The 19843-nt window shown below is 39.0% G+C and carries 19 protein-coding genes; 9 read left to right on the top strand and 10 right to left on the bottom strand.

Features of this window, described 5'->3' with window-relative positions:
• The first annotated feature begins 437 nt into the window (after positions 1 to 437).
• Positions 438 to 1649 (top strand): heparan-alpha-glucosaminide N-acetyltransferase domain-containing protein, encoded by a 1212-nt coding sequence (locus AABI99_RS09815; protein WP_338365548.1) that lies wholly within the window; start codon positions 438 to 440, stop codon positions 1647 to 1649.
• A gap of 354 nt (positions 1650 to 2003) precedes the next feature.
• Here AABI99_RS09815 and AABI99_RS09820 read toward each other — a convergent pair whose 3' ends face one another.
• Together AABI99_RS09820 and AABI99_RS09825 are read right to left on the bottom strand one after the other, a co-directional pair.
• Positions 2004 to 3035, bottom strand: a complete 1032-nt coding sequence (locus AABI99_RS09820) for a methionine synthase (RefSeq protein ID WP_338365549.1) — start codon at positions 3033 to 3035, stop codon at positions 2004 to 2006.
• Positions 3036 to 3062: 27 nt separating this feature from the next.
• Positions 3063 to 4037 (bottom strand): DUF1852 domain-containing protein, encoded by a 975-nt coding sequence (locus AABI99_RS09825; protein WP_338365550.1) that lies wholly within the window; start codon positions 4035 to 4037, stop codon positions 3063 to 3065.
• 519 nt (positions 4038 to 4556) lie between these two features.
• Here AABI99_RS09825 and AABI99_RS09830 point away from each other — a divergent pair.
• The 4 genes from AABI99_RS09830 to AABI99_RS09845 all read left to right on the top strand — a co-directional run bounded on the left by AABI99_RS09830 (position 4557) and on the right by AABI99_RS09845 (position 7245).
• Positions 4557 to 5570, top strand: a complete 1014-nt coding sequence (locus tag AABI99_RS09830; RefSeq protein ID WP_338365552.1) for a DUF5924 family protein — start codon at positions 4557 to 4559, stop codon at positions 5568 to 5570.
• Positions 5571 to 5641: 71 nt separating this feature from the next.
• Complete coding sequence (locus tag AABI99_RS09835; RefSeq protein ID WP_338365553.1) at positions 5642 to 5878, top strand: hypothetical protein; 237 nt, start codon at positions 5642 to 5644, stop codon at positions 5876 to 5878.
• A gap of 12 nt (positions 5879 to 5890) precedes the next feature.
• On the top strand, positions 5891 to 6337 hold the full coding sequence (locus tag AABI99_RS09840) for a hypothetical protein (RefSeq protein ID WP_338365555.1): 447 nt from the start codon (positions 5891 to 5893) through the stop codon (positions 6335 to 6337).
• A gap of 14 nt (positions 6338 to 6351) precedes the next feature.
• The gene (locus AABI99_RS09845; RefSeq protein WP_338365556.1) at positions 6352 to 7245 is read left to right on the top strand and encodes a cation diffusion facilitator family transporter; all 894 of its coding nucleotides are present in this window, start codon (positions 6352 to 6354) and stop codon (positions 7243 to 7245) included.
• Positions 7246 to 7270: 25 nt separating this feature from the next.
• Here AABI99_RS09845 and AABI99_RS09850 read toward each other — a convergent pair whose 3' ends face one another.
• Complete coding sequence (locus tag AABI99_RS09850; RefSeq protein WP_338365557.1) at positions 7271 to 8470, bottom strand: Nramp family divalent metal transporter; 1200 nt, start codon at positions 8468 to 8470, stop codon at positions 7271 to 7273.
• Positions 8471 to 9055: 585 nt separating this feature from the next.
• Here AABI99_RS09850 and AABI99_RS09855 point away from each other — a divergent pair.
• On the top strand, positions 9056 to 9715 hold the full coding sequence (locus AABI99_RS09855; protein ID WP_338365558.1) for an NAD(P)H-dependent oxidoreductase: 660 nt from the start codon (positions 9056 to 9058) through the stop codon (positions 9713 to 9715).
• A 58-nt stretch (positions 9716 to 9773) separates the two neighbouring features.
• Here AABI99_RS09855 and AABI99_RS09860 read toward each other — a convergent pair whose 3' ends face one another.
• Positions 9774 to 11789, bottom strand: coding sequence for a TonB-dependent receptor (locus tag AABI99_RS09860; RefSeq protein ID WP_338365559.1), 2016 nt, complete (start codon positions 11787 to 11789; stop codon positions 9774 to 9776).
• 232 nt (positions 11790 to 12021) lie between these two features.
• Here AABI99_RS09860 and AABI99_RS09865 point away from each other — a divergent pair, with 232 nt between their 5' ends.
• Positions 12022 to 13839, top strand: coding sequence for a serine/threonine protein kinase (locus AABI99_RS09865; protein ID WP_338365560.1), 1818 nt, complete (start codon positions 12022 to 12024; stop codon positions 13837 to 13839).
• Between the two features lie 48 nt (positions 13840 to 13887).
• On the opposite strand, the gene AABI99_RS09870 is transcribed toward AABI99_RS09865, so the two are convergent.
• Together AABI99_RS09870 and AABI99_RS09875 are read right to left on the bottom strand one after the other, a co-directional pair.
• Positions 13888 to 14409, bottom strand: coding sequence for a hypothetical protein (locus AABI99_RS09870; protein WP_338365561.1), 522 nt, complete (start codon positions 14407 to 14409; stop codon positions 13888 to 13890).
• 26 nt (positions 14410 to 14435) lie between these two features.
• Positions 14436 to 15431: a YHYH protein gene (locus AABI99_RS09875; RefSeq protein WP_338365562.1), complete on the bottom strand. Its 996-nt coding sequence runs from the start codon at positions 15429 to 15431 to the stop codon at positions 14436 to 14438.
• A gap of 192 nt (positions 15432 to 15623) precedes the next feature.
• On the opposite strand from AABI99_RS09875, the gene AABI99_RS09880 reads away from it, so the two are divergent.
• A complete protein-coding gene (locus AABI99_RS09880) occupies positions 15624 to 16055 on the top strand; it encodes a DUF3859 domain-containing protein (RefSeq protein ID WP_338365563.1) in 432 nt (143 codons plus the stop codon).
• A 254-nt stretch (positions 16056 to 16309) separates the two neighbouring features.
• Here the strand turns inward: AABI99_RS09880 and AABI99_RS09885 are convergent, their stop codons facing one another.
• The 3 genes from AABI99_RS09885 to AABI99_RS09895 form a co-directional block, all read right to left on the bottom strand.
• The gene (locus tag AABI99_RS09885) at positions 16310 to 16726 is read right to left on the bottom strand and encodes a VF530 family protein (RefSeq protein ID WP_338365564.1); all 417 of its coding nucleotides are present in this window, start codon (positions 16724 to 16726) and stop codon (positions 16310 to 16312) included.
• A 73-nt stretch (positions 16727 to 16799) separates the two neighbouring features.
• A complete protein-coding gene (locus AABI99_RS09890) occupies positions 16800 to 17789 on the bottom strand; it encodes an MDR family oxidoreductase (protein ID WP_338365565.1) in 990 nt (329 codons plus the stop codon).
• Between the two features lie 50 nt (positions 17790 to 17839).
• The gene (locus tag AABI99_RS09895) at positions 17840 to 18472 is read right to left on the bottom strand and encodes a TetR/AcrR family transcriptional regulator (RefSeq protein WP_338365566.1); all 633 of its coding nucleotides are present in this window, start codon (positions 18470 to 18472) and stop codon (positions 17840 to 17842) included.
• 440 nt (positions 18473 to 18912) lie between these two features.
• Between AABI99_RS09895 and rmf the strand changes: the two genes are divergently transcribed.
• The gene (rmf, locus tag AABI99_RS09900; protein WP_338365567.1) at positions 18913 to 19083 is read left to right on the top strand and encodes a ribosome modulation factor; all 171 of its coding nucleotides are present in this window, start codon (positions 18913 to 18915) and stop codon (positions 19081 to 19083) included.
• A 72-nt stretch (positions 19084 to 19155) separates the two neighbouring features.
• On the opposite strand, the gene fabA is transcribed toward rmf, so the two are convergent.
• Positions 19156 to 19671, bottom strand: a complete 516-nt coding sequence (gene fabA / locus AABI99_RS09905) for a bifunctional 3-hydroxydecanoyl-ACP dehydratase/trans-2-decenoyl-ACP isomerase (RefSeq protein WP_004586523.1) — start codon at positions 19669 to 19671, stop codon at positions 19156 to 19158.
• Between the last annotated feature and the right edge of the window lie 172 nt (positions 19672 to 19843).

The following is a 19843-nucleotide window of genomic DNA, read 5'->3' on the forward strand; positions in this document are numbered from 1 at the left end:
AAAAACTCGAGGAGCTTTCTATATGATTATCAAATCTTGACTTCAGACATTAAAATAGGAGTTGGTTATAAACTTATGTGATGAAGAGAGTCTTACTGGTTAATCTTATAAGTTAACTGATATGGCGATTGTCTTTCGCTGACATAAATTCTGTAAAGTCACATTATTAACGTAAAAATACATACAAGATTAAAAGCGACTCGCTTAAACAATTCTGTATTATCAGTTAAACCTACCATTTTTGATAAGTATTACACTCAATTTGATGATGTTTTAAGCATCGCTCATAGATTATGACAATTCCTTATGTTGTAACGAGTTTAAATTTATTTTTAGTAATAAAATAACATATCAATATAATTGTTATCATTAAAATGATATATAATGCCCATCAATTCATGACTTTATAAAACAATGATTTTTATAGTGAGGTTAATTTGCATAACATCGTTATACACGAGAGCCCCGGTGATAAACCAATTGCGGCTAAAAGTTCAAAACTATTAGGTGCTCGTATTGATTCAATTGATATTTTACGTGGACTGATAATTCTTATTATGATGTTAGATCACGTTCGTGAGCGTTTTTTTATGCACACACCAACAGGCGACCCGATATACGACACTGTATCTCCTGAGTTATATTTTACTCGCTATATTACCCATTTTTGTGCCCCAATATTTATATTTTTAGCCGGTATGTCAGCTTGGCTTTATGCAAACCCAGCAAACGGGCAATTTAGATCGCCAAGTAGCTTTTTATTTAAACGTGGGGTGGTTTTAGTGTTGTTTGATATTGTGTTATACAACGCACTTTGGATTGAACTTGGCTATAACACTATCTGGTTGCAGGTACTTTGGGCTATTGGACTCAGCATGATAGGCCTATCACTTGTTTGTAAAATGAATATTTGGCTAATTGGTGCGCTGGGATTGTTGATTACATTCGGGCATGATGCAATTAAGCCTTCAGATATTGTACCCGGTGACTTTGCTTTTACCTTTTTAACAATTTTATTTCAAAATAACTTTATAGGTGAAATTGCTGGTATAAAGATAAAAGCATCATATCCTGTTTTGGCTTGGTTTGGTGTGATTTTAGTTGGCTATTGTGCTGGCCAGCTCTATGCTAAAAATGTAGCTGAAAATAAAAGAAAAAAAACGTTATTAGCAATGGGGATTATTTGTTTATTGGTTATGCTGGTATTACGTGGTTTTAACCTATACGGTGAAGTAATGCCTTGGTCAGTTCAAGAAACGATGCTAGCTAGCGTTATGTCATTTCTTAACTTTTCTAAGTACCCTCCGACCCTTAATTATGTTTTGATAACAGTTGGTGTAGGTTGCCTGTTACTTTTTCTATTTGAGCAATTCAAAGATAAAGCGGCTAAACCCTTTGGCGCACTTAAAGTATTTGGCTCTGTACCTATGTTTGCATATTTCGCACACCTTTATATATTACTTGTCGCTTATTGGATTTTGTTTGCCATATTTGGACCAACTCATGGGGAGCGATTCGCATTAGGTAATGTCGGCATGATCTGGTTGGCAACCGTTATTTTAACAATTGGCTTGTATATACCCACTAAAAAGTTTGCGGCATACAAACACAAACATAAACGAGAAAAACCTTGGCTTAGTTACCTTTAATAATAAGCTCAGCCCCACATTTAATAAGTGGGGTTTTTCTTAAAACCGATATTTCTCTGTCAATATCTTCCTTTACTCAGGGTCTTAGGATGAACACTAAACAACTTACTTTCCTGTGCTGCTTTTTATTTAGCAGTTGAACCCAAATGGGTCAAATCTTGACTTGTGACATTCAAATATGAGCTAGTTATAAATGTTTGGTACAAGCTACTAGCCTCTAAAAGCGAAGCGCCTCTATTCACTCTTTGTGAGTTAGTATTTTTTAAATACCAAAACGCCAATATGTATGAGCGCACTTATTAAAACTAACTAAGTGCGCTGGTTTTAATTACAGTGTTGCTTTTAACGGTTGTTTTACTGCGCTAATAGCTCTTTTTTTACTATATCTGCGCCTTTACTCAATGCATTAAGTTTGGCGTTTGCAACATCGCGCGTAAGCGGGGCCATGCCGCAGTTAGTGCATGGGTAGAGCTTGTCGGCATCTACAAACTGCAGGGCTTTGCGTAGTGTAGCGGCCACTTCTTCGGGTGTTTCTATTTTGTTGCTGGCTACATCAATCGCGCCTACCATTACTTTTTTACCCCTGATCAGTTTTAGCAAATCCATTGGTACGTGCGAGTTGTGGCACTCCAGCGAAATAATATCAATATTTGATTGCTGTAGTTTAGGAAAGGCCTCTTCGTACTGGCGCCATTCACTGCCGAGTGTTTTTTTCCAATCGGTGTTGGCTTTAATACCGTAGCCGTAACAAATATGTACAGCAGTCTCACATTTTAACCCTTCAATGGCACGCTCTAAACAGGCTATGCCCCAGTCGTTTACTTCATCAAAAAATACATTAAATGCGGGTTCATCAAATTGAATTATGTCTACGCCTGCGGCCTCTAGCTCTTTAGCCTCTTGGTTGAGTATTTTTGCAAATTCCCAGGCTAGTTTTTCGCGGCTTTTGTAGTGGTCATCATAGAGTGTATCTATCATCGTCATAGGGCCTGGGAGTGCCCACTTTATAGGTTGTTTAGTTTGCGAGCGCAAAAACTTAGCGTCTTCTACAAATACTGGTTTTTGACGACTAACAGGGCCCACTACGCTAGGTACATTGGCATCGTAACGGTCGCGTATTTTTACTGTTTTACGTTTTTCAAAATCAACGCCGTTGAGGTGCTCTATAAATGTGGTTACAAAATGTTGGCGTGTTTGCTCGCCATCGCTCACTATATCGATACCTGCTAATTGTTGTGTATGTAGTGCGATGCGCAGGGCGTCTTTTTTGCCTTCACTGAGCTCTTCTTTTTGGAGTTTCCACGGCGACCAAAGAGTTTCTGGCTCAGCAAGCCATAAGGGCTTTGGTAAACTGCCAGCTGTAGAGGTAGGTAATAATGTTTTCATAATAAGCGGTACCATTAATTAATATTGTTAAACGTTTGCAGAGGTAAATTGCTCAAGCACTGATTGGTATGGTTTTATAAAATGCTCTTCAGCAAATTTACCTTGCTCGGCGGCTAATTTACTGCGCTCATCTCTGTCGTAAATTATTTGTGTGAGTGAGTGGTCGGCATTTTTTAAGTCAGGCTTAAAGGCGCTACCGGCTTTAGCGTTGGCATTGTAAATTTCTGGGCGATAAATTTTTTGAAAGGTTTCCATGGTGCTAATTGTGCTTATTAGCTCAAGGTTGGTGTAATCATTTAGCAAGTCACCAAAGAAAAACAAGGCAAATGGGGCTGCGCTATTGGCAGGCATAAAGTAGCGTACCTGTAAGCCCATTTTTTTAAAGTATTGCTCAGTTAACGATGATTCGTTTGGTTGGTATTCGGTGCCTAAAATAGGGTGCTCGTTGGCTGTGCGATGATAGGTTTTGTTATCAGACACGCTTAGGCATATTACAGGTGGCTTTTTAAAGTTTTGCTTATAAGTGGTTGAGCTTACAAACGATTGAAACAATTTACCATGCAGCTCACCAAAATTATCGGGAATACTAAATTGTGGTTTATTTTTATTATGTTGCTGCAGGAGCACGCTAAAGTCATAGTCACGAACGTACGATGAAAAGTTATTACCAACAATGCCTTCTATGCGTTTGTTGGTTTTGTTATCTAGTATGTTTGTTTTTAAAATCTCAATAGACGGAAAGCGTTGGCTGTTTTCATCTATACCAATATCAACAGAAATAATATCAAGCTCAACACAGTAGCGCTCAGCGTTGGGGTTATCCCAATTAGCTAAGGTGTTAAAGCGGTTGTTGATCATGTTTAGCGCTTTTCTTAAATTTTGTTGACGGTGCTCACCGCGTGCTAAGTTGGCAAAATTTGTGGTAATACGGGTGTTTTCAGCAGGGTGGTAGTTTTCATCAAGGCGCTGACTTTTAATAGAAAATGTAATGTTTTTACTCATGGTGATGTTATCCATTTTGTATATTTAAACCTGAGCGTTTAGCGTGCTCATTGCTAGGTTTTTAATAAACAGGCTTAATGCTAATAAGCGCTGGCCGATGGATAATTTATACGTTGATTGGTGCCTTTATAAAAACGGTTTAATTTCACATAAAACATGAGTTTGATTCATTAATCGGTTTTTACGCAGTATATAAGCTTAGCGTTGCGAGTATTTAGGTATGAAAAAGACAAAAGTATCGTAATATTTTTGGATGTTTAGATGGCTATATGTGTTTGTTGTAGTAAATTCATGATGAGCATTAACTAAATTCAGGCTCGGTTTTACCCTGTATGTTTATTACCTTTTAGCGCAACTGGAGTATAAAAAACTATATTTAAACTGCAATAAAAAGGGAGGATTTGTAGCAAGTGACTACAAATAAAATGATTTGGCATCTATGCGTTGTTCATCTGGGAGCCGCTACACTGAAAACACTACTTTAATAATAAAATCCGATGCTTAGGGATACTTAGATAAATGGACAAGCTTAAAAATTTTATTACGCAATTTATAGTCGCAATGCAAAAGCGTCCTGGGCTTTTGGCTGTATTAGCGTTTTGCTCAGGTGTGGCAAGTTATCTCATGGTTGATAGAAATGAGTCGTTCTCGCAAGTGATAGCCATTGTTTTACTGGTAAGCTGGTTTTGGTTGATTATTGATAACTGGCTACGCGATAAAGTACAAGCGCGCTTTGGGGTAGCTTTATCTCCTAATGTAATCCGCTTTGCACTGCAAATGGTACAACAAGAAAGCCTATTTTTTGCGTTGCCGTTTTTTTTAGCCGTTACCCAATGGGATCATCCTCAGGCGCTGTTTACTTCGTTAATTGTTTTGTGTGCCTTAATATCGGTTATCGATCCATTTTATTATAATAAATTAGCTAAAAACCGCACACTTTTTACGGTATTCCATAATTTTGCGTTATTTGTTGTATTGCTGGTTACACTGCCTATTTTATTAAACTTAACTACAAGCCAAAGCTTAGCCATTGCACTTGTAACCTCGGTGCTTATTACTTTACCTAGCTTAACAAACTTAATGCCGGGGGCACGCTGGTGGCGTTTTCCTATATTGCTTTTAACGTTATGTGTAATAAGTGCGGGGGTTTGGCAGTTACGTAGTTTTGTACCGCCAGCTGCGCTGCGCTTAACCGATATTACTTTGGCACACAAAGTGGTTATTGAGCATAAAAAGCCAATAGGCAGTATTAATACTCTTGATTCATATACGCTCCATAGAGAAGGGTTATACACTTGGACCGCAGTGAAAGCACCGCGAGGGCTAAACGAAAAAATTTTTCATGTCTGGATCCACAATAAAAAAGAGGTCGAGAGGATCACTTTAAATATTAGTGGTGGGCGTAAACGAGGCTACAGAGCATGGACGCATAAAGTGAACTTTCCGCACAACTCGCAAGGAAAATGGCAAGTAAAAGTTGTAACTGAGTCTGGGCAATTGATTGGGCTTACAAAATTTATTGTTACATCTTAGTGGCATAAATACACTGATCATCGAATATAGTTTTGATACGCTGTAAAAACATTACTTAAAGGATGAGTGTTATGAGCGTTGCGTTAGATATTTTTATATGGCTAATGATAGAGACTATTTTAGGGTTTATATTGTTTTATACTGGTTGTGCCGTTTTAAGCGTATTGACATTAGGTAAATTTAAAACAGACATTAGCGATTATGAGAGCTTTAAGGCTAATAAAGTTAAAAACGTTTACCTGATATGTTTACTTGGCTTTTGCTTTTATGTGGCTTTAATTGGCTTAATTGCTTACATGAGCCACTAAAATATAACGCCTATGAAACACAATAAATTTTTAGTCATTGCCGGCACTTTAAGCTTTATAGCGTCACTTTTACATATTGCTTGTATTTTTGGCGGGCCTGATTGGTATCGGTTTTTTGGGGCTGGTGAGCAAATGGCTAAACTGGCTGACCAAGGCAGTGCCTATCCAGTCTTTGTTACCTCTATTATTGCAGCTATCCTTACTATTTGGGCTTTATATGCGCTCTCGGGTGCAGGCGTTATTTTAAAACTGCCTTTGTTAAAAACGGCATTGGTTTTAATAACCAGTGTTTATTTAGTGAGGGGAGTAGCTGGGTTCATTGCTCCTTTTGTAACAACCAGTCAGTTAATTCATCATAACTCAGTGGAATTTTGGATTATAAGCTCAACTATATGCAGTATTTATGGGCTTTTTTATTTATTGGGTACGCTTAAATATTTGCGTCAGCAAAAGCAATAAAGTTAAGGAGTATTATGAGTCACGATCACAGCCATCATATTAGTCACTATAATCGCGCCTTTGCTATAGGCGTATTACTCAATTTAGTATTTGTAGTTATTGAAGCCTGCTATGGTTTTTATGCTAATTCGTTAGCATTACTGGCCGATGCGGGGCACAACCTTAGTGATGTTGCCAGTTTATTGCTTGCATGGGGAGCCAACGTTTTAGCAAGTAAAGTGGCAACCAAAAGGCGTACTTTTGGTTATAAAAAATCTACCGTGTTGGCGTCTTTAACCAGCTCTGTTTTATTAATGGCCGCACTTGCTAGCATAGCCTGGCATGCTATTGAACGTTTTGAAAACCCACAGCCTGTAACAGGTTTAACCATTATAGTGGTGTCTTTAATTGGTGTAGTTATTAACACACTCACTGCGTTGTTGTTTGTACAAGGGCAAAAGCACGATTTAAATATTAGGGGAGCGTTCTTACACATGGCGGCTGATGCGGCTGTCTCTTTAGGTGTTGTAATTGCCGGTATTATTATTTTATTTAAAAACTGGCAGTGGGTAGACCCTGTAGTCAGTTTGAGTATTGTAGTGATTGTGTTTATTGGTACATGGGGATTATTTAAAGACTCGCTTAATTACGCCACAGACGCCGTTCCTAAAAATATTAGTATAGAAAAATTAAAGCAGTATTTTTTAAGCATTGAGCATGTAACAGGTGTGCATGGGCTACATGTGTGGCCTTTAAGCACAACTGAGTCTGCGCTTATTGTCCACTTGGTGACAGATAACAACACCCTAAATAACGACTTTTTAATAGAGGTGCAGCAGCATTTACACGATCACTTTAAAATTGAACATGCCACTATTCAAGTTGAAAGCAGCCAAGGCAGCGCAGGTTGTGTGTTTAACCATGGGTAACCCCATGGTTAAACGTTAGTGGGTATTAAAAAATTAACCCAGATAGTTTGTAACAACTTAACGAAAAGATAAGTAACAGCACAGGTAAAATAACCACATTTAAAAGCGTTGAGTTGGTGTATTTACCCATCACAGATTTTTGATTAACTAACCACACTAAATACGCGGTAATTATTGGTAGCAATAATCCATTTGCGGCTTGTGCAAATATAATCACTGCAACAGGGTCAAGACCCAGTGAGGCTACCAGAGCACCAAAGACCAAAATAGTGATAGCGACTGTTTTAAAGCGGGTGTTACTCATTTCACTTGACCAGCCAAGCATACCGCATACTGCATATGCTCCTGCCAATGGGGCTGTTATTGCACTGGTTAGCCCGGCAGCAAATAAGCCAATAGCAAAAAAGTAATGTGCAGCTTCGCCAAGTAAAGGCTCTAATTGAACGGCCATATTAGCTGCGCTAATTTTCCCGGCATCTGTGCCAAAAAAGGCAACCGACGCGGTTGATAAAATAGCCAAAGTGATCACACCGCCTAAAGTGATAGATAAACCCGTATCGAGGTTAGTTTGTTTTATAACTGTGTCTTTATCACTGTTTGAATGATCTTGCGCAGCGAGTACGCCAGAGTGTAAAAATAAGTTATATGGCACAATAGTAGTCCCTATAAGGGCTAATACTGTTGTAATAGAGCCGCTTGGCATAGTAGGTATAAACCCAGCGAGTACCTCTGTTAGTGGCGGGGCGGCCATAATTAGCGTTGATATAAATACCAAGCTCATTAGTATAACCAGCAAAATTAATGCGTTTTCGACCACTTTATGTTTACCACTGTATAAAAGAATAGCACTACACACAGCGATCAGCGGCGTCCACACTTGAGCGCCAATAGTTGGAAAAATACCAACTAGCCCCATGCTTGCTCCACTGAGGTTGCCGGCCTCATAGGCTGCGCTGCCAACACCTATGGCACTTATAACCAAAAAACTAGCCAGTGCTTTTAAATAAGGGGTTTTTATGTGTGTACGCAGGGCTTGTGCTAAGTCTTGCCCAGTTGCTACACCTAATCGAGCAGCCATAGATTGCAATAAAATAGTGGCTATAACCGAAAAAAGTAATGTCCAAATTAATGCAAACCCAAAATTTGCACCGGCGACACTTGCCGTGGTGATTGTTCCGGGGCCAATAAATGCAGCTGTTACTAGTAATCCTGGGCCTAATCGCATACTGATACCTTAATATTTGCTTTTAAATTTAGCGCAGCGCTTTTTACAGCACTGAACCTAGTTTGCTGCCATTTAGAATGCCTTGCAGCGTGAGCCCCACCTTGGCTAATTAACCAATTTTTTTAATATGATTATTAAAAAGCCGCGTAGGATACCAACTTATATATAGATTTAAAGAGCCAAACGGTTACCTGCTCGTAATTTATACAAGGTTTGTTGTTATATTTATAAATCAATGTAGTAGATTACTGATTGTTCAATTTTATCCTACCTCAAGGGTTGTAAAATGAGCAAGTTACTTATGATTTTAAAGCTTAAGATGTGTTTACACATTAAAACCAATAGTGACCCAGTTACTTGCCACTGAGATAAAACACAGAACCTTAGTTGGCAATAGTGAATGGTTAAAGAGGGATGACGGTTTTTAATACGCTTAATTAAGTGTGATTTGAACAGCACTCGGGATAGGGTGTGTTTATATTAAAGTACACAGGATTAAATTGTTAAAGCCTAATCCCAGAGTATATTTTTAATCTATTTTAGCTTTAGGTATAGTGAGCTTAAACTCAGTAAAAGGATAGCATTATGAAGTTTTTAGTTTTTTTAGGCACCGTTAGAGATAGCACTCCCCCTAAACCTGCACGATTAGGGGAGCGAGTGGCTAAGTCATGCCTTAAATGTTTGAACGAGCACTACAGTGAGCACGAGTTTGAGCTTATAGACGCACTCGACTTTCCTTCGCAAGAGGTATTCAAACCTCATTTTGCTTATGCAAAAAGCCAAGCACCTTCTCATTTAACAGCCTTAGCAGATAAAATTAGCCAAGCCGATGGCTATATTATGGTAAGCCCAGAGTACAATCATAGTATGAGCCCAGCTTTAGCTGACATGTTAAATCACTTTGGCAGCTCGTTGTTCTCGTATAAGCCAAGCGCTATTGTTACCTATTCGGCAGGGCAATGGGGAGGGTTACGTGCGGCAATTAGTTTACGTACGTTTTTATCAGAACTCGGCTGTTTGCCAGTCTCAGCTATGGTGCATGTCCCTAAGGCGCAAGACGTGCTAAACAGCGATGGTTCAATGCAAGAGGGTGAAGAAGAAACATCGTGGTTTAATTATTACTCGCGTACTTTTAGCCAATTGATGTGGTGGGCACAGGCGAGCAGCCAACATAGTCAAAACGTCGATCCCCACGCTATGTTAAAAAGTTTTAAAACATCACCGTCACAACGAAATGCACCTTAAAAAGGTATTAAGGTGCGCTTTTATATGTACTGTTTTTATATACAGCGTTTGTGTTTGGTTAAAACAATAAGCTAATAGTTAAGCGGGCTGTGCGAGGCTCAATAGGATGAAAGTGGTTATCTTCAACACCTTGCGCAGGCTCGCCCGGTAGGCGCGAAGCGTAGTAGTAATCTATATCGTGATCGGTACTGTTAAATAAATTGAGTAGTTCTAGGTCGATTTTCCAGTGCGTTTGTTTATAGCTAATAGCACTATTGACTACCGTTAATGGGTTTGACCGTTTATCACCGTCATCCGCTAATGTACGTTTACCAATATGGCGTACTCTAATTGATGACTGCCATTGTTCACTTATATGCCAGTTTAAGCCAGTACTTGCCACTACCGGCACAGCACCTTCTATGTAGTTATTTTCATCATTAATATCTAAGCGAGAATGTGTAAACGAGGTTTCTAAATCAATACTAAACTTGTCGTTTATCCAGTAATAAGCGCTCATTTCTAATCCGTAGCGCTTAGACGCGTCACTGGGCTCTGTATTGCCTGCGTCTCCTACAAACAATAGCTCTGAGTCAAGGGTTAACCACCAAAGTGCAGCCGATATATTAAACTTTTGCTCATCAGCAAATCTTAATCCAATTTCAGCGCCTTCACTTTTTACTAATAGGTCGACTTTATTTACTGGCTCACCTGTAATTGGGTCGATACTTATTGTAGAGCCACGCGCATCGTTAGAATGAAAAGATTGCCCCCAATTTGCATAGGTAGCAAGTACACTATTGAAGCGGTAATTTAAACTTGCTTTTAAACTAACTAAGTCATCGTTTGCTTTACCTGAATTGGCATTAGTATTACTGGTAACGTTTGAATTAAAATAGTCGTACCTTACACCCGCGGTAGCCTCAAATTTTGGGGTAAGTAAAAATTTAGACTCCCAAAAGCTTGAGTAACTAGTTTGCTTTAATGTGTCTTGTCTTATCGTATTAAGTTGCTCTCTTGCTTTTGTGTTATAAAGCCCTACGTTACCTATGTCATCGTGGCGAAGCTCAATTCCTGCAGTATGTTGCATGTTTATAGCTAGTGTTTGCGTGTCGAACTGGTAGCTTACATTGGTGCCATAAATAGTGCGGCTATCTTGCTGATTAAACTGATCGCCATTAATTGGATCATTTAAAAAGTAACTAAAATTTGAATACAGATTTAAATCGTAATTGATTAGATAAGCGCTGGCTTTGACATACTCACTTTGCCAGTTAGTTGATAAACTATAACGGCTAGAACTACCACCAAGGGTGGTATCGAGTGAGCCTAGTTTGTTTATTATACCTTGGGTTACAGCCCGCTGAGGAATTTGATCTGCTGAGTTCCATGCATTGTCGTAAGCCATTGCACTAATTGATAGGTCGCCATTAAAGGCTTTACCGACATAGCGTAATAAGGCATTTTTTTTATTTACGTTTTCGTTTATATCTTCCCATGGGCCGTCGTAACCTTGCCATTCTGCAGCTGCAATTAGTTTTCCTGTTGTAAGATTTGTAGAGCCAAGTACTACAGCGCGATTATAATTATCCTCTCCTATGGCGAGCTCTATTTGTTGATGTTTTAAATCGTCAGCTAATTTAAACTGGGCACTACCTGCGCTCGAAAAGTCACCTTGTGAAGCACTGTATGACCCTTTTTGGTAATTTATAGTTGAAATAGCTTCTGGAATAATAAAATTAAGATCGGTATAACCCTGCCCGTGTCCATGACTTCGCATATTTATAGGCATGCCCTCAATGCTGGTGGCAAAATCAGTACCGTGATCAAGATTAAAGCCTCTAATAAAGTATTGATTAGCCTTACCCGAGCCACTGTGTTGAGTGACAGCCATACCCGGTATAAGCTCTAACATTTCGGCGCTTCTGAGCATAGGGCGTTGCTGTATTTCTCCTTGGCCAATAATTCCGCTCGACGCACTAATTGAGTTACCAATTAATCCATCTCTATGCCCATAAACTGTAATGGTTTCTATATTCGCGTAACTGCAAGTGCTATATAAAGTGCCCAGCGTAAGTAAAGTTAATCTCTTCATTGCTAAAATCCCTATGTATTTATTATTTAAAATAAGCAGCTAGTTTAAATACGGGGCGGTGAGCACATTGGATGCAATAATTGTTAGCAAAGTGTAATGATTAATCTTAAGCGTGTAGCTAGTGCCTTTTAGTTATGAATAAAACGACCTAGTAAGTATTGTAATCCGCTTATATAACGCTAATAATCAACTGACTAGCCCTCACAAAAAAACATTACACAAAGAGCCTATATTGAAAGCCAAAGAAATTCGCAATTTTTATATTAACGAAGAGCAATCTGTTTACTTGCTTTCACATAGAGATGCCAAAAAACATCGTCAATGGCTTAATATTTGTATTAAGCAATTGACCGCACTTGGCTATAAAAATGTTGAGATGATTGGCTCAGGGGCGTTTGGGTTTGTATTTGCTGGTACTGACGAAAATAATTTACCGTGGGTGTTTAAGTTCTCGCGTATTACGCTAGCCCAAAGTGTGCGCGACCGCCTAGAAGACGAAGCGTATATGCTTTCGCAAATTAATAACCCGCTCGTGCCCACCTTTTATGCGTTTGAGCGTATAAAAAAGCAAGGTATTTTAATGATGGCCCGTGCCATTGGTGAAGACCTTGAAAAAGTATCGCTAAAAAAAGGGCGCTTTAGTGCAGCTCACATTATGCAATTAGCTGTGCAGCTGCGTAATGTATTAGTTGATTTACGTAATCATAAAAACGGTTTAAGCCCTCAACCTATAGTACATGGTGATATAAAACCGTCTAACTTGGTGTGGGATGAAAAAACCGATGCGCTGTCGTTAGTTGATTGGGGAAGTTCGGTTTATGCGCAAGTTGATAGCAACGGCGAGCCAATAAGCAGTAACTTTATGGACTTAATGTCGGGCGATTTAAGCACTACTAATGCCAGAATGGGTGATGTGTATTTTATTGGTGATGCGCAAATGTCGGGGGAGCAATCATCTCCTCGTTTTGATGAGCAAGGCGTAGCTTCTACTTTGTATGCCTTAGCATCTGCTCAATCGTGTCGTTTTGGCGCGCAAGCTATTCCTGCAAGCTCACTTGGCTTACCTAAAGAGCTTGCTAATGTAATTGATGGCATGCTCTCTAAAAATAAAACCATACGTGATGGTGCAGGCGATTACTTTATGCGTAACATTACTAAAATGGCTAAGGCGTATTTACCTGAGCTAAAAAAAGCAGAGCCTCGACCTGCTATTCCGTATTGGTTTGGCAAAGGCGAAGAGCCCGACACCGTAGTTTACAGCTCACGAAAACAGTTTTTACGTCAAGCTGATCATAACCAGCAATTACTTGATGTAAACGATGCGCAACTAGATCGCTACTACAAAGAGTTTTTGTTTGATACCGGCGATACCGAAAAAGCATTTTTGGCCTCTATTAGCCGTTTAGCAAAATACCCTGTGGTAGGGGGTCTGAGTTTTCATTGGAAAGATGAGTCGTTGTTTGTTGAGTCATCGCTGATTATGCATGATGAACGTTTAAAAGCAGCCTTTACCGATGCTATTAACAATACCGTGATGTTGGCTCAAGCAATAAGTCAAAAGGGGTTATTTAAATGTTGTTTATTTGACGCGCGTAAAACCATTCAATTAGAGCGAGATGGCACAGGAGCGTTTATGTTTGATAACCTTCCTGAGCTTGATTATGAAGTGGTTAGCGTAAAAGCAAACGAAATTGCACGCCCACACTCGTACTTTGAAGATGGTAAAGACCCAGATGAACAGCTTCAATTACCTAAAAAAGTAATTAGGTGTGTGTTTGAGTTAAATCAAATTCATCACACGGGTTGTATAATATTTGAAGCCCTGCCAGATAGAATGAAAATACACCATTACTACCGATTACTTGATGAAAGCAAAGAGACAGAGTTTAAACGCTTACTTAATAAGTTAATGCAGTATGCCGTTAACATTACTGATGTAGGGGTAGCAGGATTTATGAAGCTTCCTTATAAAAATACTCGCGAATTTTCGCTTTGCGATAAACAACCAGAGAATTTTTTTCCTAAAAATCCTAAATTATTAGCACAGTAAAAAAGGCAGCTTAGTAATGAGCCTGCCCTTGGTTACTTAATTGTGAGTTTAAAACACTATGCTAAAAGGCGTACGTGGTGTTAAAGAAAACTGATGAGTCATTTTTTGCTGTGTGTGAGTGGCGCTAATATGGTATTTATTTAAATCAGTATTGTGACTAAATAACCTAACGTTTAATTTTAGCTGCTTAGTGATAACTGGTACCGTGTAGCGGCCCGTAATTGTTATGTGATCAATGTTATTAGCATCATCATGCGACACTTCAGGATTTAATAATAAGCCTTCTAGGGAAAACTTATAAAGGTTATCGTTTAAATATACTCCACGCATTATGCTGTTACGGATTTGCTTTTTATGGAGGTTAAATTCATCTATAGAGACTTTTTTATTTAAATCATCATCAAGGTTATTAAATGCCGAAATAGGCAGAGAAAGTACTATAAAGGCATGGTTATCAACTATGTTTAATGTGCCGTGTTGAGCAACCATTAAATGTGCATATGCAACTGGTGCAATAACAATGTTGGCAAGTAATAGCAGCGCAATGAGCGTTTTTTTATAAAATTTCATTATTCTTACTTTTCCTTTAACTAAAGTTATAGCTTGCCTTTAACACAACGCTGAAAAAACGGATATGTATCGGTTGCGTAGTAATGGTATATGCCTTCAGGAAATTCAGGGGTTACACCAAAGCGCCCGTTGCATTCATCTAAATCGCCAGAGCCAGCTACATATTCCCAATCTTGTGCAAACGTTCCCATTGGATAAATGTCGGTAGAAGGGCGGTTTTCGCTTACAGTACTGACATGTTGGTAGCTACCTGTCATGGATTTGAGTTCAGAGCTTGCATCATCAGCAATGCTGTAACCATAACGCGCATAAATAGGAAAGCCATCGGCCGCCCATGCAATGAGAGTCATTGTAGAGCTGTTTCCACCTCTAAGGGCAAAAAATCCCTCAGGTATGCCATGATAATGATAAGTGCCATCGGGCTGTACGTGTGCGTTGTTATCATCAGTGCTAAAGTTAAAAGTATCTTGGCTGAGCGCTTCAATATTCCAGTTACCACTGTTATCTGCAAGCGAGCAGTTATCGCCAGAATCATCACAGCTGCCGCCGGTACCGGCATCAATTTTAACGCCATTTAACACGACCCCTAACACGCCTCGAGGGCCGCCCATTAAGGTTGCGGTATCGCTTTGTATAGGTGTTAGCGTAAAGCTCTCACTTATTGTTTGTTCAGCAATGGTGTTTGGATTATCTGGATTGGGGAACGTGCCAACAGGGTGATCGGGTATACCATTTGCAACTAAATCGCGCGTTGTACCTGTACATGCCCAATCAGCAGAGCTGGTGGTTTGTACTGATGTTGAGTCGTTGTACTCATTATAACTGTATTGACACAGCACATTTTCAGTTGAGCTAGTGCCACTTATAACTGTTGTAGTATCACTGTTTGAACTGGTACTTTTCTCAGAGGCGGTTGTTAGGCTTTGCTCATTACTACCACATGCAACAATAGAGGAAATTGCTGCGCTTAATAGCGACATTTTTAATAATTTAATTTTATTACATAGTGAGTGATTCATCATACACAGCCAATTAAGTACTAATTGACGCTATATTTGATCTTAAATGTGCAAGCAATGTGCAAAAATAAATCAACATTGAGTCTATTTGTATAACAATTGGCTTAATTAAGTTAAGGCATTAACCTGATGATTTTACTTAAGCGGTATGTATTATAAAATCAATGCATTAACAGCCTAAAAAAGAATGGTGTAATGGCAAAATTAAAACCAGAGGTATCGATTCAAAGTTGTGGGATTTATTCTACATGGGACAGTAAAAGTAAAGCGTTGCCACAAATTGAGCAATTTACCACTAAGGTAAGCGCAAAGCTTGATGTTGAGTTTGGTTTAATAATTAATATTAAAAAAGCCAAAGGCGAAAAACTCCATTTTTGCATTTACCACCCAGACATACCCGATAGCAATGGCGATATAATGCCGCCCTTTGAAGGCGTAGAATACATAAAAGAGAATGACTGGCGGTTTTATTTAGGTGATACGTTATGGGAGCCAATTGAAAACAAATTAGGTGATTGGCGAATGACACTCACCCTTAATAATAAAATTATTGCCGATAAAACATTTAACGTTGCACTTGAAGAGCAAGGCTCTGTTAATGATTTTTGGCGTAAACGCGGTTACTAACCTCTTAAATTGCAGAGCTAAAAAAGCCAATATACATTGGCTTTAAAAATAGAACTTAACCAGGTCTCTGGTTAAGAGATATACCAACATATTTTATCATGATGATATTTAAGCTTAATTCTCTAGCCAGCGGCTTTCGGTGAAAACAAGGCGAATTTACGCGTCAATAGCTTGCCTATTACAAGTAAATTCAACGCTGTTAGCGCTGAAAATAGCTGCTAGAGATAGATTAATTATACAGAGTTGAGGTTAACTTAGTTACCCCACGGGTTACTTGCATTAGAGCGCTGCTTACGTGTTCTGGCCCGTTGTTTAGCAGCCTTTTTTTCCTGAATACGTTTAGCATCACTAAAGCTTAACTCGCACGGCTCCCCAGGTTTTTGATCCGCAGGGATCACTCTATCGCGTGGCGGTAATTCGTATTGAACATCGTCGGGCTTAGGTAAATTTTTAAGACGGTATAAATAAAAGTTATCTACTTTTTCTTGTGCCCATTGTGTTTTACGTAAAAATTTAACAGCCGATTTTATATCGGGGTTATTTTTAAAACAATTTAGTTGCAAATATGCGTGAAGAAGCTCCCACCCATATTGCTCAACCAGTTCTTCAACCACTTGCTCTAATTTTACGCCTTGCAGTGGATTATTACTGTAAAGATCTTGGTTGCTCATAGGTGTAGCCTCATTAATAAAAATACTACTAACATTATAAAATTAATAACGAGGCTTTTATATATAAAATTGCTTATCTTTGGCAATTAACTACAACGCGGCCGCGAATTTTACCTTCCATAAGTTGCTCCGCATTTTCAATTACTTGCTCGAGTGTAATTTCGGTTGAAATTTTATCAAGGTAATCTGCTTTTACTAAGTTTGCTAGTCTGTCCCATGCTTCGATTCTGTCAGCCTTAGGACGCATTACGCTGTCGATACCTATTAATGATACGCCACGTAAAATAAAGGGCGCTACTGAAGCGGGTAAATCCATACCTTGTGCTAAGCCGCAGGCAGTGACAACGCCACCATATTTTAGTGATGCACAAATATTAGCAAGTGTATGGCTACCAACAGAATCTATAGCACCCGCAAAGCGTTCTTTTTGAAGTGGCTTACCAGGATTTGAAAGCTCTTCGCGGCTAATAATTTGTGACGCACCTAGCTCTTTTAAGTAATCGCTTTGCTCCATTCTTCCTGTTGCAGCGGTTACGTTATAACCTAGCTGATTCAATAAATAAATGGCAAAGCTACCAACACCGCCGTTTGCGCCGGTTACTAATATTTCACCATCGCTTGGCGTGATGCCTTGTTTTTCAAGGGCAATAACACTTAGCATGGCTGTATAGCCAGCAGTACCAATTTGCATGGCTTGTTTTGGCGATAGTGCTGCGGGGAGGGGGATTAACCAATCGCTACTAAGCGATGCTTTTTGAGCAAGGCCACCCCAGTGTTTTTCGCCCACACCAAAGCCATTTAAAATAACGTTATCGCCAATAGAGAACTCATCTGTATTGGTTTCGTTTATTGTACCAACCAAGTCGATACCTGGCACCATTGGGAAGGTTCGCACCACAGGGCCTTTGCCGGTAATAGCTAATCCGTCTTTATAATTGAGTGTGCTGTAAAGCACATCAAGCTGTACGTTTTGATCTGGTAGGTCACTTTGCTGCACTTCACTCAGTGCTGCTGCGTAGTTGTCGTTCTTGGTAATGACTATCGCTTTTATTGAGTTACTCATAACTTATCCTTTTAGACCGATCGGTTTTTAATGGCTAAATAAAATACGCATTAGGTGAGTAATGCGCGTAAAAACATTTCTGTGTAAAGTGTAAGGGGTTTGCTCGATTGGGTGAGTTTAGCTCGCATAACAGCGCCTTCCCAGCCTATCCAAAAATACTCACTCATAAGCTGGGTATCGACATTATTAGCAATTGTGCCTTGTTGTTGCGCATCATTTAAACATTGCTCAACTTGCCGCTGCCATGCTTTATAGCTCTGTAACAAGCGGGCTTTAAACTCGTCACTTAAGTGGTTCAGCTCTTGATTTAAGTTACCTACTAAACAGCCCCGTTTGAACTGATATTTTTGCATGCCGTTAATGGCGCTTTGTGTAAAGTTTATTAATCGCTCAAGAGGGGGAGTGTTGGGGTCGGTTAAATATTTTTTAAGTTTAGCAATAAAGTAATCATCGTACGCACTCACTAGGGCTATTCCGAATGCTTCTTTACTTTTAAAGTAATGATAAAACGAGCCTTTTGGTACACCGGCTTTTTTTAATATGGTATCAAGGCCTGTTGCGCTAAACCCAAATTCGGTTAATGTTTCAAGACCGACTCTGATTAAATGTGATTTGGTGTCGGCGTTCTCACGCGGTATTTTAGGGGGTCTACCACGCCTTGCAGGCATTTGAGCTGTATTCATTTTTAGGTGACCCTTAGTTAAAGTGGTTATTGTTTAGCTATATTAGACCGATCGACTTTAATTAATCAAGCATAAATACCAATTGTTTAAAAATAAATCACTAAAGCCGTTTTTTAAACAAAACGCGAAGTGCAATAAAACTATCATGATTATATTTTTGTTTGGAACTTAGCTTAAAAAGGTGTGTCGGATAATTAGCACTTACGTGTATTTAAGCGGTTAGTTAGCCGTATTGTAAATTAAAGAAGCAGTTAGAAGTTAAGTGGTATGACCACTTGTGGTTTTTAAATGTTAAATTATTTTTGCATCAGCAAGTTACTCAATGTCAAACATTTTAATTATTTTTGCCATTTGAATTTAACATTTTTATTAACTATTCATTAAATGTAGATTTCACTAATGCTACAAAATTTATAATTAAAAAGGTGAGGATATTACCGATGAAGAGACAAAAAAGAGATCGTTTAGAAAGAGCTCATTCTCAAGGTTTTAAAGCAGGTTTAGCAGGTCGCTCAAAAGAGCTTTGCCCTTATCAACAAATTGATCCTAAATCAGAATGGTTAGGCGGCTGGCGTGAAGCCATTGAAAGTAGAAACATGTATAAAACCTAATTCATCAGACAAGAATTAACGTAAAAAGGCCTCTACATGGAGGCCTTTTTGCATTAAAGCATATTTGCAGCTTTAAAAAGCGCTTGTATCTTGAAACAAGCCTACTTTTAAATCTTTTGCTTCGTAAATTACACGGCCGTCAACTTCAACTGTGCCATCGGCCATGCCCATGAATAACTTACGTTTAATTACGCGTTTCATATCAAGACGGTATGTTACTTTTTTAGCGGTAGGAAGTATTTGACCTGTAAATTTTACCTCGCCTACACCTAACGCTCGTCCTAAACCAGGGCCACCAGACCAGCCTAAGAAAAAACCTACTAGCTGCCACATTGCATCGAGTCCTAAACAACCAGGCATAACAGGGTCGCCTTTAAAATGGCAATCAAAAAACCAAAGGCTTGGATCAATATCAAGCTCTGCTACGATTTGGCCTTTACCGTGCTCGCCGCCATCTGCAGTGATTGAAGTAATACGGTCCATCATTAACATGTTGTCGCTTGGTAAACGGCAGTTACCTTCACCAAACATTTCACCTTGACCACACAGGATCAAATCTTCTTTTGTATAGCTATTTTTAGGTTCCATAACACTTATCTTCGCTTAGAAATTGCCAAGTACTTTAGCGTACACTTGTACGCTAAACAACTCGGAGCAGTTGAAAAATTACTTTTTTGTGCGATTTATCACCAATCAGTATTGGCGATTGGTTTTTGCACTATAAAACCGCGCAATTACAATCAGAAATCATTATAATTAC

The organism is uncultured Pseudoalteromonas sp. (assembly GCF_963922945.1).
Lineage (GTDB): Bacteria > Pseudomonadota > Gammaproteobacteria > Enterobacterales > Alteromonadaceae > Pseudoalteromonas.